Source organism: Pedobacter sp. Leaf132, from assembly GCF_920984695.1.
In the GTDB taxonomy this organism is placed as follows: domain Bacteria; phylum Bacteroidota; class Bacteroidia; order Sphingobacteriales; family Sphingobacteriaceae; genus Pedobacter.
In genome coordinates this window covers 477,522-494,653 of record NZ_CAKLBO010000001.1, presented here as the reverse complement: position 1 = coordinate 494,653, position 17,132 = coordinate 477,522, and the positions used below count along the sequence as shown (strand labels likewise).

Here is a 17,132-nt window from a genome sequence, read left to right as displayed (position 1 = left end):
AAATGATTTAGTTTCGGTTTCTGCCACCGCGGTTACCGCTTCCATTTCTCTGTTCGCCTATCATATTCATATTTTTCCCGCCCATGCGGTTAAGCGCATAAGTAAACGAAAACATAAAATAGCGTTTTAAAACATTGTAACTCACATCCTGGATAGTATTATTGTTCGCTGTTCTGGTTATACCTTGGTTTTGGTTCAATAAATCATTTACCGAAGCTTTAAGCGTTCCGCGGTTTTTAAACAAGAGCTTGCTGATGTAAGAATTTATCAAGGTAAAGTGCGTATCAAAACCTTCGCCACGACCAGTATTTTGATTATAATCTGCATCTATGTACCAACGGATATCGCCAGGGAAAAGATAACTTACGCTAATATTTGGACTAAAAGTATAAAACCTTGTATTTGAATTTGGCTGTACCGAATAAGTAGCCCGGTTAATGGAACCATTAACACCAGCGGTTAAATCCAACTTATCTAAATTAGAAACCAGGCGATAACCATTGGTAATGCCCCAGCTATTGGTGATATTTTTTATAGAATTAGTGAAATTCACATCGCGATCATAATTGCCGCCAATATTGATGTGGAAATTTAATTTATTATCTGGCAAGAAAGGCAAACCCAAAGAAGAAGAAATACTGCCCGAATATGTTCCGTTAACGTTTACCGGTAGTATTGCAAGCTTACCTTGGTTTATACCGCTTTGAATTAAACTGCTGCTGTTTGCAATCCTGTTCATGGTTTGCGTTAGGTTCATATTTACAAAAAGCGACCGATTTTTTCCAACTGTAAAAGTGTTGTAAGCAATGCGAAGGTTGTTGTTAAATTCTGGCTTTAAATCTGGGTTACCTACCGGGATGCTTTGCGTATTGGTATTATTTGGTATAGGTTGCAATTGCTGGATGGTTGGTTGATTTGTTGAACCTCTGTAATTAACAACCAAACGTTTACTATTGCTAAAATTATAGCGGTACATTGCAGATGGCGTATAATTAAACACGTTTTGCTTTAAGGTAAAACCCTGCGTTAAATTATCGTTTGTTCTATCAGTATTTTGAACAGCGAAACCCAGATTCCAGTTAAACTTTTTGCCATTACCATTAAAGCTGAAACCTGCTGTATTTGTTAAAATGGTATTCTCGTAAGAATTGCTATAGGTTAAATCTAAGATATCATACTGCAAAGTTGCCGGGTTAAAATTGTAGGTAAACCTATCGGATGTATTATGATTATAACCGTTTTGATAATTTAATTCGAGATTTAAAGTTTTGGAAATTGGCTCTGTATAAACTATTCTCGAATTTTGATTAATTGATTCGGTGGTTTGGTCATTAAGCTGATTGGTAATTTTTTGTGTGGTGATGCCTGCATTTGTTGTATTATCAACAATGTTATTATAATTATCGGCATCGTTATTATTAATACTGGTATTTAAGTTTAAGGATAGTGTTCTACCTCTACGCTTAAATTTTCGTCTAAATAAAATATTATTATTTATTGATGGAGAAGTATTCTTATTATTTAAAGCCTGCGTTCCATTTGTAGTGTAGGTACTGTAATCTCTTGTGTATGTACTATTGTTGGCGCTCTCATTGTTTGTATAACTTAGCGTAGGTTGAATTCTAAGAGAAGTTAAAGAATCAATTTTAGTATCGACCATAAAATTTAAACGATGGTTTAATCTATCAGCCACATTATTTTGATTGTTATTAAATATGGTTGTAATATCGCCTAACAGGTTTTGCGTTACACTGTTTCGCTGAACTAGATTTTCGGTTTTATTGAAAAAATAACTGGCGTTAACCTGAGTTTGATCTGAATAAGTATCTGCAAAATTAAAACCCAAGGCATTAGTTGTGGTAATACCGGTTCCTCTACCGCCTGCACCGCCATTACCACCTAAGCCACCACCAAAATTTTGCTTATTTACATTGTTAAATTGCGCCACCAAACTCATCTGCTGGTCTTGATTAAATCGGTTGATGTTTGCGTTAGCATCATATCTATCATCAGAACCATAACCTACACTGCTATTTCCAAAATAACCGTTTTTCTTATTTTTTCTCGTGGTGATATTGATAATTTTTGTTCGGGTTCCATCATCTACACCAGTAAACTGTGCCTGATCTGATAATTGATCTATAACCTGTATTTTATCAACCATATCTGCCGGAAGATTTTTTGTAGCCAATAAAGGATCATTACCAAAAAACTCCTTTCCATCAACCATAACCTTGGTAATAGTTTCGCCTTGGGCTTTTACTGCTCCGGCTTTATCTACCTCAACACCCGGAAGTTTTTTAAGTAAATCTTCTACCACGGCATTTTCTACCGTTTTAAAAGAACTGGCGTTAAATTCTAGCGTATCCTTTTTCACAACAATTGGAGGCACTTCTGCTTTAATTTCAACCGTTTGCAAATCAATTGCACTACCATCCAAAACAATATCACCTAACGCAATTTCGCTTTTATCAGCAGTTATAGAAAAATCTTTGCTGTTGTTTTTTAAACCAATATAAGCAGCATATATTTTATAGTTACCTGCCTGAAGATTTTTGAATGCGAATTTGCCATCCTCACCGGTTGTACCAGAAACTACGGTGCTCGAGTCTTTAAGATTTTTGATTACTATTGAGGCATAATCTAAAGGTTTTCTATCCTTCGATTGAACAATTCGACCGCTTACGGTTCCGGGTTTTTGCTGAGCAAATGTAGAAAGGCATAAAAAGAGTATAAAGCAGGTAAAAAATGTTTTCATTCGGTTTACGGATAGTCTGTATAATGATTGACTGCCAACCTACTAAAAGGTTTGTTTTATAGCAGGTAACAATTGAAATACAAAAAAGCCTATCGCTGTTAACGATAGGCTTAAAAATTTGAGTTCTATTATATAATTACATTCTCATGCGCATTCCGCCCTGACCAGGTGCACCAGGCATTTGAACATCATTACCAATATTTCTGCCGCCAATACGTGTTAATGAATAAGTGAATGAGAACATATAATAACGTTTTAATACGTTGTAATTTAAATCGGTAATTGTATTTGCTGTAGCTGTTCTGCTAATTCCCTGATTCTGATTTAAGGCATCATTTACCGCAACCTTGAATGTACCACGGTTTTTAAAGAACTGACGGCTGATGTATGCATTAACCAAAGTGAAGTCTGTATTAAAACCTTCTCCTCTACCCGTGTTTTTCATGTAATCTAAATCAACCGCAAGGCGGATATTGCCTGGGAAAAGATAAGAAACATCGAAGCTTGGATTTAAGGTAAAGAATCTTGTATTTGAGTTAGGTGTTGCAGAATAAGTTGCTCTTGTAACTGTACCACCAATACCAGCGGTTAAATCTAATTTATCCAAATTGGTTACAAACCTGTAATTATTATTTAAACTCCAGTTGTTAGTGATATTATCTAATCCACTGGTAATGTTTGTTCCGCGTGAATAATTTCCAGACAAGGTTGCATTTAAATTCAATTTGTTATTTGGAAGAATTGGCTGACCTAAAACCACGTTCGCATTACCGCTGTAATTTCCATCAACATTGATAAAAGTTGATGCAATTTTACCATAGTTAATATCTGCTGGATTCGTAATAACCGATTGGCTCGATGCAAAGGCATTAAACGTTTGGGTTAAGTTTAAAAACACGGCGAAGAAACGCATTTTTGCAAAAGCAAAGTTGTTGTATCTAACACTTAGTGTATTGTTAAACGCAGGTTTCAAATTCGGGTTACCTAAAATAACAGATTGTGTGTTTGTATTATCTGGAATTGGTTGAATTTGATCAATACTTGGTTGTTGTGTATTTCCTCTATAGTTTACAAATAACCTTTTACTGTTGCTAAAATTATATCTGAACTGCGCTGAAGGGGTAATGTTCACAAAGTTTTGGGTAAATACTACTCCTGTAGTTAAATTGGTATTTTCTCTATTTGTTTGTTGTCCGGCAACGCCAATATTCCAGTTGTATTTTTTCTGTGTTACTGTATAACTTAAACCAGCGGCATTTGTTAAAGTCTGGTTTTCGAAATGGTTAGAATATGTATTATCAACTAAATCAAAGTTTCCGGTTAGCGCATTAAAATTAAAGATATTTCTATCTGAAGTACTGTTATTTATACCGTTTTGATAGTTTAACTCCAAACTTGTAGTTTTAGATAGAGGCTCAGTATAAACAACCCGTGTGTTATTTGTTAAATTACTACTGCTTAAATCATTTAATTGATTCGTTAGCTTTTGCGTAGTTACGCCATTAAATGTGCTGGCCTCTGAGATGTAGTTGATATTATCCGAATCGCTATCATTAATTGTAGTGTTGATATTTAATGATAAAGTACGGCCTCTGCGTTTAAATTTTTTACGAACCAGGATATTATTGCTGATAGCTGGTGTTGAATTATCTGTAGTAAAATTCTGATTACCGATAGTGTTGGTGGTTCCATTCGCCAGAATGTTGTTTCTATTGTAATTCTGCAAACTTAAACCACTGTTTTCGGTGTAGGCCACATTCGGCTGAATTTTGATACTTGTACTCGAATCTAGTTTTGTGTCAATCATAAAATTAAATCTATGATTGTTTCTATCGCTATTGCTGTTTAAATAATTATTTACATTTTGAGAAGTATTACCTAATAAAGTTTGTGTTGTGCTGGTTTGTTCGTTAAAAACAGATGACTTGTTAAAGAAGTAACTTCCCTGAATTTGGGTTCCGTCTTTATAGGTATCGCCAAAGTTTAAACCCGCAGCATTTGTAGTGGTAATACCGCCACCACCAGATGATGAACCGCCGCCGCCAATACTAAAACCACGGCCACCGCCGCCACCGCCACCAAAACCGTTGCCTTGACCACCGCCACCACCAAAGTTTTGTTTATTTACGTTATTAAACTGACCAATAAAACTGAATTGCTGGTCGCCATTAAATTTATTAACGTTTAAGCTGGCATCGTAGCGGTCGTTAGTTCCGTAACCTACATTACTATTTCCAAAATAGCCTTTTTTCATACCGCTTTTGGTGGTGATGTTTAAAATTTTACTTCTTGTACCGTCATCAACACCTGTAAATTGTGCCTGCTCAGATAATTCATCAATAACCTGAATTTTATCTACCATATCTGCCGGAAGATTTTTTGTTGCCAGCAATGGGTCGCTACCGAAAAATTCTTTTCCATCTACCTTAACTCTGGTTACAGTTTCGCCCCCGGCTTTAATGCTACCATCTTTGGCAACCTCAACACCTGGAAGTTTCTTTAAAACATCTTCTACAACGGCATTTTCACGTACTTTAACCGATTTAGCATCGTATTCTAAAGTATCTTTCTTAACCACAACCGTTGGTACCTGAGCCGTAACATTTACGTCATTAAGGTTCAAACCATCATCAGCCATAGCGATATCGCCAATGTTTATAGCGGCTTTTGCTACAGTAATAGTTTTATTGGTTGTTTTTAAACCTAAAAATGCAGCGATAACCCTGTAATTACCTGCTGGGATGTTTTTAAAAGAAAAAGTTCCATCGGGATTTGATTGACCGGAAGCCACAATAGAGGAATCCTTTAAGCTTTTTACTGCAATTGTTGCATAGTCTACCGGTTTTTTATCTTTCGCATTGATAATCCGACCATTTATTGCTCCGCCATTTTGCGCCTGAGCTAAGTATCCACAAAAAATAAGAACAAAAAATATTGCTCTTTGAACGTAAATTTTCATCAAAATTTGAATATAATTAATACAAAACTATGCTATCAGACTAAGGGAATGCTGAAAGGTTTGTTAAGGTATGTTAAAAACAAGGTAACATTTTAAATACAGCCGAAAAATCGCTAATCTGGCGGCATTTTAATGCTATTTATTTTTGGGATGGATAAGACTTGTAATATACTTTAGGACAGTTGCAATCCTTTTTGAATACACTACAACTACTTAATGATAGTATAAAAATTAAACAGATTAAACTAATTGGCTTTTTCATTGAAATTTAATTTATGCAATAAAACGTAACTAAAAACCGCCATAAAACAGCCTAACATATCACATGTAAAATCCCACCATTCGGCAGCGCGATACGTAAAAACTTTCCATTGCAATAACTCAATTCCACCACCAATTATTACGTTAATCAGTATAATTTTAAAAATTGTTAAGGTTCTGAAACCAAAACTATGCTGGTAATTGATTTTTCCATAAAACAGGAGTACCGATAAAATATAGAAGAAGCCCAGGTGAGCCATTTTATCAAATCCAGTAAAGAAAAAACCATCACCATCCTGATCGGGGAGATGAATATTACAAAGCACTAAAGTTACAAGTGTCCATAATATGGCCCATTTTTGTGTCTTTAGTGCTTTAAACAATGTTGTTGGATTATTATGCGCCAACTAAAGCCTGATATGCCTCAGCTGTAAGTAATGCATCTACATCTGCAGCGTTAGATAATGAAACTTTTACCATCCAGCCTTTACCGTATGGATCAGAATTAACCAGTTCAGGGTTATCATTTAATTCAGCATTAATTTCTAACACAGTACCAGCAATCGGCATAAATAAATCAGAAACAGTTTTAACAGCCTCTACAGTTCCAAAGACCTCTTCCGAGGCTACTTCTGTACCCACGCTATTGATATCCACATAAACGATATCACCAAGTTCACGCTGAGCAAAATCAGTAATGCCGATATATGCTTCATTTCCTTCTACTTTAACCCATTCGTGGTCTTTAGTATATTTTAATTCTGATGGAAAATTCATTTGTATAATTATTTGTTTGTCAAAGTTAAATATTATGTTGGAATGTTGAAATCTAAACATTGAAATGTTACGCTCAATTTATCCATACATCAATTAATTCAAAGTAAACCTCAGGCTAAAACCAAAATTACTAAACGATGTATTGAACGTTTGCGATGTATATGGTTTGGTGATGTTGGAATCGTAAAACAATCTGATGTTAAACTTTTGATTTAATACGTAATCAATTGTAGGTCTTAATGAAATGTTTTTTGCTCCAGATGATACCTCCGTTTGTGCCACTTCCTGATTACGCTCATCTGTTACCGTTCTATAAATAACTGTTTTATTATCTCTAATGGCTACATCAAGTTTAAAATCCATATTGTTATCCATTTTTAAGCTTTTAAACCATCCAAATGGGAAACGGAATTTATTGGTACGGTAACCAAAACCCACCACCACGTTGTTTTCTGAAAGTTGCGCTAATTGACTGTTGGATAAACTCAAACCCAATAAACGAGAACGGTTTAATTCTATATTCGCAGTTAAATTATTCTTTAAGCGAGTGTCTATTCCAATCAATGGAGAAAAATATTCTGAAACCGTTACCTGCGCAAACTGAAATTGTGGCAAGAAGTTATTATTAGCATCTCTTGTGCTTACAAAGCCATTATTTTCCTGGTAACGTAGTAATGAATTATAACCATTAATATTGTATGCCGAACGGTACCCATGTTTAATATCCACCGAAGAAAATCTATCGGCAATAAATGGAATCTTAGTTAATCCGTTATACGTTAAACTCCAGTTTGGTAGCGGTATTTTAGGAAAAGAACTTAATTTTGAATTATTGGCATCTTTACCAGAATAAGCAGCTAAAAAGGCTGCAATAACCACATCCTGACTTTCTTTGCCATAACCATCAGCATAACCATTTGTAATACCAGATGAATTTGGATTTTGACCGCCTAAACGCCTCGACATTACCAAACGATTTGAGATAAACCTATTGTATAAAGTTGAAATGGTACTTGCATTGTTTTCTTTAAATGCCGTTCCGAGTGCGATGTAAGAAATACTGTAATCACCAGTAGTAATTGCACTTAAATTTTCAAAAGAAGAAACGCTTGCCACGTATCTGAAATTGCTTGAGAAATTTCGGGTTTGTGCTCTATTTGCTCTTAAAGTAATTCTTAAATCTTTGATTGGCTCAATCTGCCCGGTTAATTGAAAGTCTTCTCTCAAAGTATTTACATATTGCTGGGTTTGTAAGGTATCTGTTGTTATCCAACCGTTATTTAATGCCATATCCCTAATATCTCTCTGGCTACCAAAAACAAAGCCTAAGCCAGGTGCACCGCTTACATTATCGATACCCAAATACCTTGTTCTTGGCAAATAACCAGGCAAAAATGTACCTTTAGTTTGTACATAATTTAGGTTTACATTTTTTAAACTGGTAAGCAGGTTAACAAAAAACTTTTTCGCGCCACCACCTTCTGCATTGTTCGCTTCGCGGATAAAACCAAATTTATTGTAAAGCGTATTGAAATTGAAAGTTGGATTTACCTGAATGTTTCTACTGTTTTGAACCGTATTACCTAAATTAATATTAGGGTCGCTTAAGGTTGCCAAAGGCTCAGTTTGCCAGTTAAAGTTTGTACCGTATTTAGTTAATAAAGTTATCCAGTTAAACCCCGGAATTTTATTTATCGGCACAGCATAAGTTACATTCAAATTATGATTGTAATCTGTCGTTCTGCCTAAACGCTTCAAGTTTTGCCAAACAGTATCTCTTTTTAAGCCTTCTATTCTTCCATCGGGTTCATCAATTATAGAATAATTAGTAGCATTAAAATCTAGCTGTAAAGAACGGGTTAAATTCCAGGCGATACCATACAAGCGACTCATTCTAAAATTCTTGTTAAAGGTTGTACCGTAACCGCTTTGCAACAACGGAATTGTATTATTAGGGTCGTTGTTTCTTAAGGTATTTTCAGAGTATAATCGGTCAACATCAACCCTGAAATTAATTGCGCTAGGCAAAATACTGAAGTTAAAATCTTTCAATATCGAAAGCATATTCGACTTTATAATCTTTTCAAATGGCGCATAACTTCTCGCTTCTTTCGAGTAACTATACTGCAAAGAGCCGCGGTAATTATTTTGAATGCTGCTTTGATTAATAAAATCGCGATGATCATATTGCGTGTAAGCATAGCTTGCAGAAAAATTTTCTACATCCCATAACTGTACAGGTTTAGTATTGTTGGTGCGCTCTTTTCTAACGTTTGTAAAGTTTATACCCCTACGAACGGTGTAATCTTGGGCAAAATTTAATATTGAATCTTTTTGCGCTCTTGTAGATTGATCCAATGCATTTTTCAATTCAATATCTGGTGTTTTAGGATTGTACTGTGGAGTAGCAACCTGCTTAGAATAGCTTACAAACATTGGTATTTTTACACCAGATTTTTGTGGCAAAAATTTACCTAGCTCAACCGCCGAAGAAACATCTAATAAAACGTTATCGGCACGATTTCTTTCGCTAACGCGAGAATCAATAGAGCCAAACCCAATAGTAGATTTACTTCCAGAAATATTTACATCGGCAAAATCTGCAAGTTTTAAGTTTAACCTGGCAGTAGCTGCCCAACCGCCACGCTCATCAAATTCGGTTAAGCGAAGCTCGTTAAACCAAACCGTAACACTTTTATCCAAACCATCATCTCTACCCGGGCTAGCCAAATTTCTGAGTGGATTTTTAACCCCAAGCATATAAATACGCACTTTGCTCATATCGGGCTGACCTTTCACAATAATTGTCCGCACCCCATCAGAATAGGTAAATGGTACATTTATCGGCCAGGGTTGTCCGTTAGCTTGTTTAGCTACGTTACGAGCCAGTTTAGCATTTTGAAAAAGCGTTAAATCTATATCCATTCGGTTTGCTTCAGGCCAAATGGCATCAGGGTCTGATGTTCCTGGTGTTGTTATTTTAAGCGGGATATTATATTCGTAATAGTTATCCTGATTGTCTGTTCCAATTCTCAAAAAAGCAGAAACGTCGCCATCATTTAAAATTTGATTATCTAAAGCTTCGGCGTGTATAAACATTTCCAGGCGCTTGTAAGAACGGAAATCGCTGTATGCTGTTTTGAAAGCAGCTCGACCATATCCATCTCGTAACGTTTTCACATTTACGGCAAGCGATTGCTCATTTAATCGGGTATCTCCACGGTAATTACTGTAATCTCTTTCTCTGATGATGCCCGGTGGCGTTACATAAGGAATTGGCGTACGTCTGCCATTTTCTTCAATGTTTACAGTAGCAACTTCAATACTGGAGTTATCTGGTGTAAGCAATGGCAAACTTGGATCAACGATAACCTGATCTGCACCATTTTTGGTATTAAATTCACGCCATTCGCCACGAATTAACTGCAGTTTTGCAAAACGCATAATGGTTGTATCCGCAAAATTCGTCATAAACATTCTAAAGAAACGAATGGATTTAAAATCCTGAATGTTACCAACTTTTTGCTGATAATCGCCAATTGGAACCCGAAACTGATACCAGGTTACTGCCTGAGTATTTCCATTCGCCAGCTTAACCGATGAGGTTACTTTATCGCTAATGAAATTTTGTCCAACAACCAAATCAGCCGGACGCATAGAAACTTTATATTGGAAATATTCATCGCTTTGCGTCATGTTGTTATCGCGATTAATATCTTCTCCATCAGGTAAAGCGGTTGATGCAGAATTTTCTAAACCAAGTTCTGCTTGAGATTGCTGCGAAGTTTTAGAGTTTCCTTCCGGCCCGTTGTATTTTTCGTAACGTTTTAAAATACCAGCATTAATTTGATCCAAAGCAGGACCGCGGAAATATGCATAATCGTCTGATGACGGATCTGCATCCATAATGGCCGCAGCAGCAGGACTTAATTGCGCTTTAATTGCCGCAAGTGCATTTGCAAATTTTGTTTTTTCATTTTGGTTTGATAACCCATCTAAACCAACATCCTGTGCTCTACGGGCATCCGGATCATTATCAAATGCCTGGATTACGGGCTGCAATCTTGGTACACGCCCCCAATTGGTTTCATCATATTTAGATGGATCATCATTAGCAGGCAAACCATTTTCTAATGATTTTCTGCCATCTTTTAAAATATCTTCTGAAATATTACCGAGGTTAAAATAAATATCGCCGCCTGCGGTATTGCTTTTGTTATAAATAAATGGATCTAAAACCCAAAATTCTATAAAGCCAACATTCAAAGCTTCAAAATCATTTGTTTCAATTCTACGTTGAAAGCCACCCCAGTTATTTCTTGGGTTTAATAAAGTTCCATCTCTGTTAAAACCTGTTGTGCGGTAATTGTATGGACCACGAAGCGTTGGATAATAAGCCACATCCAAAGTGGTAATATTTAAAGCTTGCCCTGTTGCAGTTTGCTTAAAGGGAAAAACCTCTTGCTCCACCACCTCACGTACGTAGTGATTTGAAAGCTCATTACGGTTATTACGAATATTTGCAGGCGTTGTAGATGCCGCAGCATTGTAAAAAGTTGGGTCGATATTGTAAAAAGCTACCCTTGCTCGGTTATAACCATATTCCAAGTTATCGATTAGTTGAGATTCTGGAAAAAGCTGAGGTGTACCAGATAGTTGCCACGAAATCGCTCCTTTTAAATCAATTATCGATCTCGATGCTTCAAAATCGTCCAGATAACTTACGCCATTACGGCTACCAGCAAAATTTAAAGCTCTTGGATGCCCGGGAATAAGTTGAGCATATTCACCATAAAAGTTTACACTCGATGGCGCTTTTGTAGATATAAAAGGAAGTTTATCTACTAATTTTGTTAAAAAACGAGATGGGGAACTGTAATTAATATCGGCGCCCCAAATGGTGTTTGAAATCGGTTCCTCTCCCAAATTAACCTTTTGAGTTAATGGTTTCTCCGTTAGGTTCATTATCGTACCACCAAGATTTAACTTGTTATTTAAACGATAATCTAACCGCGTACCAAATAACGAGCGCTGCTGTAAACCAAAAAGCTCGTTGTTTTCAGTTGTAATCCTTATCGGCTGGCCAGAAATTAACAATGCCTGGTTAATAACACTTACCCTGCCACCTTGATAATCTACTGTAAAATCTACACCTTCTACCAAAGGCATAGTTCCGGCAAAAACCTTAACAGAACCTTCAGGAACATTTATTGCATTAAGGCTAAATTCTGAAGAAACTTCAGATTGATAATGACCCTTTAAAACATACCTGTTTTTATCCTGAAATAATTGTTTAGCTATAGTTTGTGTAGAATCATATAATGCCGTAAAGGTGTACTTATCGATTAAAGCTTGTTCACCAGGTGTAAATTTAGCAGCCAAATCTTTTCCAAAAGGCTCAATAACCGGGAAGATAATTCTGCCATTGGCTGGGTCTATCGTAATATAACCAGTATTTGTATTGTTCAGCAAAGCTGATAAACCGCTGGCATTTAAATTTGAGCCAAAAGTTGAACTATTATTCGCCGTATAAGCATTTGTGGCAGAGCCGAAAGCATTATTCGCAGGCACAAAGTCAAAAACACCATCCGATTTTCGTTCGTTTTGAGGATTCAATCTATCAAACTCTGTTAAATTAATCCATTGTTTATTCGCTGTGTTTTGTCCCTCCGTCATCACCGGACTTTCAACGCCGCTTTGATTATCAATCCTGAAAATATCTAACCTAAAATTCTGACTACTAATCTGATACCCACCAATGGAATAGATATTTTTCATCATCAAATCCCAGGTTGGCAGGTTAATTTTAGTGGTTTCGTTTTTTAGTAGCTTTGCAAATAATACTTTAGGTGTAGCGCCATCAAAAGTTACATCTGTAGAAAATTCTCCAACCTGGTATTCAACGCCATTGTAGGTGTATCGATAAGCAACCGCTAAAACTTCATCGCCATTTAAACCATTGTTAAGGGAAATGTAACCAAGTTGAGGCTGGAAAGTAAACTCTCTGTCGGTTAGTTTTCTGGCATAAATCAGCTTTGCAAAGTTATCTGTACCGCCATTTGCCTGAAAGTAAGAAATTACATCATTAGAGTTGGTAAGCCTTGCGCCTGCCGGAAGATTTTGTAATAAATTATTCGATTGCTGCGGAAAACCAGTAGCTGTTGTTCCTGCAGGAAGTGCTGAACTTCCGCCGGTTACTTGCGCCGTATTAAATGGGTTATTTTCACCTAAGTCGATTAAACCTAAAACATCACGAGAATCGGTTGTATTACCGGCTTTGTTTGTTATCCAAACCTCTATTTTTGTAATTTGGATTGGTGATGTAATAATAGGTGCATTCGCTAAATTTTTGTTGTAATTATTTCTAAAGTATTGCGATAAAAAGAAGTGCCGATTGGCCTCGTAATTATCTGCACCAACTCTAAAATCGTTGGATTGCGCACCATTCGTAATTTTTATTTCACGAGATTGAGATTTTTGCTGTGTGTAAACGCTGGTTACATTTAATTTACCAAACTGCAATTGCGTTTTTAAACCAAAAAGTGCCTGAGTACCGGTAATTAAACTGGTGTTTAATGGCAAACTCACATTTCCAGCCTCAATCTTCTTGATAATATCGTCAGCACCACCGGTATAATCCAACTTAATTTGATTTTCGAAATCAAACTGCGCCTCAGTATTATAATTACTTTTTATTTTTAGTTTCGTACCAATGTTACCAATCAAATCCATTTGAATTCTTTGGTTAAAATCGAAATTGGTTTGCACCCTTTGGCGCTCATTAAACAGTGGGTTTTCATTCCTGTTGGTTCGACCAAGAAAGGTTAATTCAGCTTCGCCACGAGGCTGAATATCTATAGTCGTTCCGCCAAATAATTTTTCGAAAGCTTTGCTATTAACCTGTATTTGAGGAATTACTCCAGTGTTTCTAAAATCGCTAACCTCTGCATTAGAAATACTTCTCCAGTTGCCGCGTTTTATTTCGCTGTTAACCAATCGCTGGTATTCATCTATCGTTAAATACTGCGTACTGGTTACATATTTATCGCCAACCAAATCTTTAACAATGTAACGCTTGTTTTTAGCATCAAACTCTACCGTTCTTTTTAAACCATTTGGAAGTGGATAAAAGGGATTGGTGGTAGGGCTTAAGCCAAGCAATTGCTTTTCGCGGAGGCTAAAATTATTTTTTTTCAATGAGGTATCCGCTTTGCCTGTTACAACTTGCGAAAAGCTGTTTTTTGTGGCAAATAGAATAGGGATGAGAATTAATAGGGTAAATATTCTCTTCAAAGGCGGTTAGTCTATAAGTTCTTCAAGGCATGTTTAATTAGCTGCTCTACCGAAAGCGTTCCTTCTGTTACTTTTAAAATCTGATCGATAGTTTTTTCGGCTGTTTGTTTGGCGAAACCGAGCATTACTAATGCTGATAACGCTTCATCTTTAACGGTATTGTGCAGAGGAACAGAAATTAATGAATCTACGCCCTCCTTCTTTAGTTTATCCTGCAATTCTAAAACTAAACGCTGTGCAGTTTTTGCGCCTAGTCCCTTAATTCGCTGAATTAGTGGATAGTCTGCATGAACGATAGCTGCTTGAATTTCTGTTGGTGTAATTGAGGATAAAATCATCCTTCCTGTATTCGGGCCAATACCCGAAACAGAAATCAGATGTAAAAATAAACGGCGTTCACCCTCATCGGCGAAGCCATATAGTGTGTGTGCATCTTCCTTAACATGTAGCCAGGTGTAAAGTTTACACCTTTCCGTATCGGTAAGATTGCTATACGTATTTAATGAAATGTTTATATGAAAACCTATTCCTCCTGCTTCTATAACAACATAAGCAGGGTTTTTAAAGGTAAGTTTACCATCAATATAGGCGTACATATTTTAGATTTCGGATTACAGTTTGAGATTTTCAATTTAAAGCTAATTACTATTAAAAGCAACTAAACTTACTTTTTTGCTGCTGTTTTAGTAAAAATACCTTTCCGCTTTGTGCCACCTGCCGATTCTTCTTTGGCTTGCGCATCTGCAACAGCAATGGTTACCATATTTACAATTTCACGCACCGAACTACCCAACTGCACAATATGCACCGGTTTATTTAAGCCTAACAAAATCGGACCAACAGCTTCAGCACCTCCAAGTTCTTGTAGAAGTTTGTAAGCAATGTTACCAGCTTCGAGATTAGGAAAAATTAGCGTATTTGCAGGTGCATCTGCCAATGTGCTGAAAGGAAAATTATCTTTCAAAAGCTCATTATTAATGGCAAAATTACCCTGCATTTCACCATCCACAACAACTTCAGGATGTTCCTTATGTAAAATATTAACAGCTTTCCTAACCTTTTCTGGTGTTATGCCATCGTTCGAACCAAAGTTTGAATAAGACAGTAAGGCAACTCTCGGCTTAATGTTAAATTGTTTAACCGATTTCTCTACTAATAAAGTGATGGCAACAAGTTCCTCAGCAGATGGATCTACATTCACAGTAGTATCTCCAAAAAACACCGGACCTTTTTTAGTCATCATCATATACATACCTGCAACACGCTTAACCGATGGATCTACACCAATTACATGAAGAGCTGGCTTAATTGTATCGCCATAATTTTTGGTTAAACCAGAAATCATTGCATCAGCTTCACCAAACTCAACCATCGATGCACCATAATAATTTCTATCTCTCAATAGTTTGGCCGCATCTTTTGCAGAAATTCCTTTACGCTGACGTTTTTTATAGAGTGCGTCTGCATATTGTTTGGTTTTAGCAGGATTTTGAATTGGATCTATAATTTCTACACCATGCAATTCCAAAGCGTGGGCATCAATTATATCCTGAATTTTTTCTCTGTTACCCAATAAAATTGGGATTGCAATGCCTTCATCTTTCACAATTTGGGCAGCTTTTAAGATTTTATAATTATCCGCTTCGGCAAAAACCACACGTTTTGGGTCTGATTTTGCTTTATTGGTGATGGCTCGCATAATTACATCATCCAAACCTAAGCGTTTTCTTAATTCTTCGTGATAAGCATCCCAATCTGTAATGTTTTTACGGGCAACGCCACTTTCAATCGCCGCTTTAGCTACCGCGATAGAAACTTCTGTTATCAACCTAAAATCTACAGGTTTTGGAATGATATAATCTCTGCCAAATTTAAGATTACGGGCGTTATAAGCAAGATTTACCGCCTCAGGCACAGATTTTTTCGCAAGCTCGGCAATCGCCTTAACAGCAGCAATTTTCATCGCTTCGTTAATGGTTGTTGCACGTACATCTAAAGCGCCTCTAAAAATATATGGGAAACCCAATACATTATTAACCTGGTTAGGATAATCAGAACGGCCGGTAGCCATAATTAAATCCTTACGGGTTTTTATAGCTAAATCATAAGCAATTTCCGGATTTGGATTGGCCATCGCAAAAACAATCGGGTTTTTGGCCATACCAACCAACATCTCAGGCTGTATAACGTTTCCTGCTGATAAACCAATGAAAACATCAGCGCCTTTCATAGCCTCGCCAATGTTTTTTATGTCTTTCCTGGTTGTTGCGAAACTCATTCGCATATCATCCAAATCTGTACGTTCGGTGTTAATTAACCCATTAATATCGAACATAACCAAATTTTCGGCTTTTACGCCCAAAGAAAGGTACATTTTAGAGCATGATACAGCCGCTGCACCAGCGCCACTTACCACAACCTTAATTTTATCTATTTTCTTCTTCTGGATTTCGATGGCATTCAATAACGCTGCACCAGAAATAATTGCTGTTCCATGTTGGTCATCGTGCATCACAGGAATATTCATTTCTTCCTTTAACCGACGCTCAATTTCAAAACACTCAGGCGCTTTAATATCTTCTAAATTTACACCACCAAATGTTGGCTCTAAAGCCTTAACGATTTTCACAAAATCATCAACATTTTTAGTGTCCAATTCCAAATCAAAAACATCTATATCTGCAAAGATTTTAAATAACAAACCCTTACCTTCCATTACAGGTTTACCTGCTTCGGGGCCAATATCGCCTAAACCTAAAACGGCTGTACCGTTACTAATTACCGCAACAAGATTTCCCTTTGCGGTGTATTTATAAACATCATCCGTGTTAGCGGCTATTTTTAAACAAGGTTCTGCAACACCCGGCGAATAAGCCAAAGTTAAATCGCGTTGCGAAGTTGTTGGTTTTGTAGGTACTACTTGTATTTTTCCTGGCCGCCCTTGCGAGTGGTAATCGAGCGCATCTTGCTTTCTATTGATATTACTCATTAAGTAACTTATTAGTGACGGCGCAAAGGTACAATTCTTTTTATGAGGCTTAAAATAAAAAGGCTATTGAATAAAAAGAATGGAAGTTATTCAGC

General features: G+C 36.6%; 7 protein-coding genes. All 7 read right to left on the bottom strand.

The genetic code is table 11. From position 1 onward, the window contains the following. Positions 1 to 7: 7 nt before the first annotated feature. The 7 genes from LUA86_RS02105 to LUA86_RS02075 all read right to left on the bottom strand — a co-directional run bounded on the left by LUA86_RS02105 (position 8) and on the right by LUA86_RS02075 (position 17,037). Entirely contained in the window at positions 8 to 2,758 is a 2,751-nt protein-coding gene (locus LUA86_RS02105; protein WP_231458894.1) for a TonB-dependent receptor domain-containing protein, read from the bottom strand. Positions 2,759 to 2,894: 136 nt separating this feature from the next. Beyond that, positions 2,895 to 5,717 carry an outer membrane beta-barrel protein gene (locus LUA86_RS02100; RefSeq protein WP_231458893.1) on the bottom strand — a complete coding sequence of 941 codons (2,823 nt, stop codon included), beginning with the start codon at positions 5,715 to 5,717 and terminating at the stop codon, positions 2,895 to 2,897. Between the two features lie 245 nt (positions 5,718 to 5,962). Further along, positions 5,963 to 6,385, bottom strand: coding sequence for a glycine cleavage system protein H (locus tag LUA86_RS02095; RefSeq protein ID WP_231458892.1), 423 nt, complete (start codon positions 6,383 to 6,385; stop codon positions 5,963 to 5,965). Next, entirely contained in the window at positions 6,375 to 6,755 is a 381-nt protein-coding gene (gcvH, locus tag LUA86_RS02090) for a glycine cleavage system protein GcvH (RefSeq protein ID WP_231458891.1), read from the bottom strand. Before gcvH ends, LUA86_RS02095 begins: the two co-directional genes overlap by 11 nt. A 93-nt stretch (positions 6,756 to 6,848) precedes the next feature. Then, on the bottom strand, positions 6,849 to 14,048 hold the full coding sequence (gene sprA / locus LUA86_RS02085; RefSeq protein WP_231458890.1) for a cell surface protein SprA: 7,200 nt from the start codon (positions 14,046 to 14,048) through the stop codon (positions 6,849 to 6,851). Between the two features lie 11 nt (positions 14,049 to 14,059). Further along, a complete protein-coding gene (ruvA, locus tag LUA86_RS02080; protein ID WP_231458889.1) occupies positions 14,060 to 14,644 on the bottom strand; it encodes a Holliday junction branch migration protein RuvA in 585 nt (194 codons plus the stop codon). A 68-nt stretch (positions 14,645 to 14,712) separates the two neighbouring features. Further along, positions 14,713 to 17,037 (bottom strand): NADP-dependent malic enzyme, encoded by a 2,325-nt coding sequence (locus LUA86_RS02075; RefSeq protein WP_231458888.1) that lies wholly within the window; start codon positions 17,035 to 17,037, stop codon positions 14,713 to 14,715. Positions 17,038 to 17,132 lie beyond the last annotated feature (95 nt).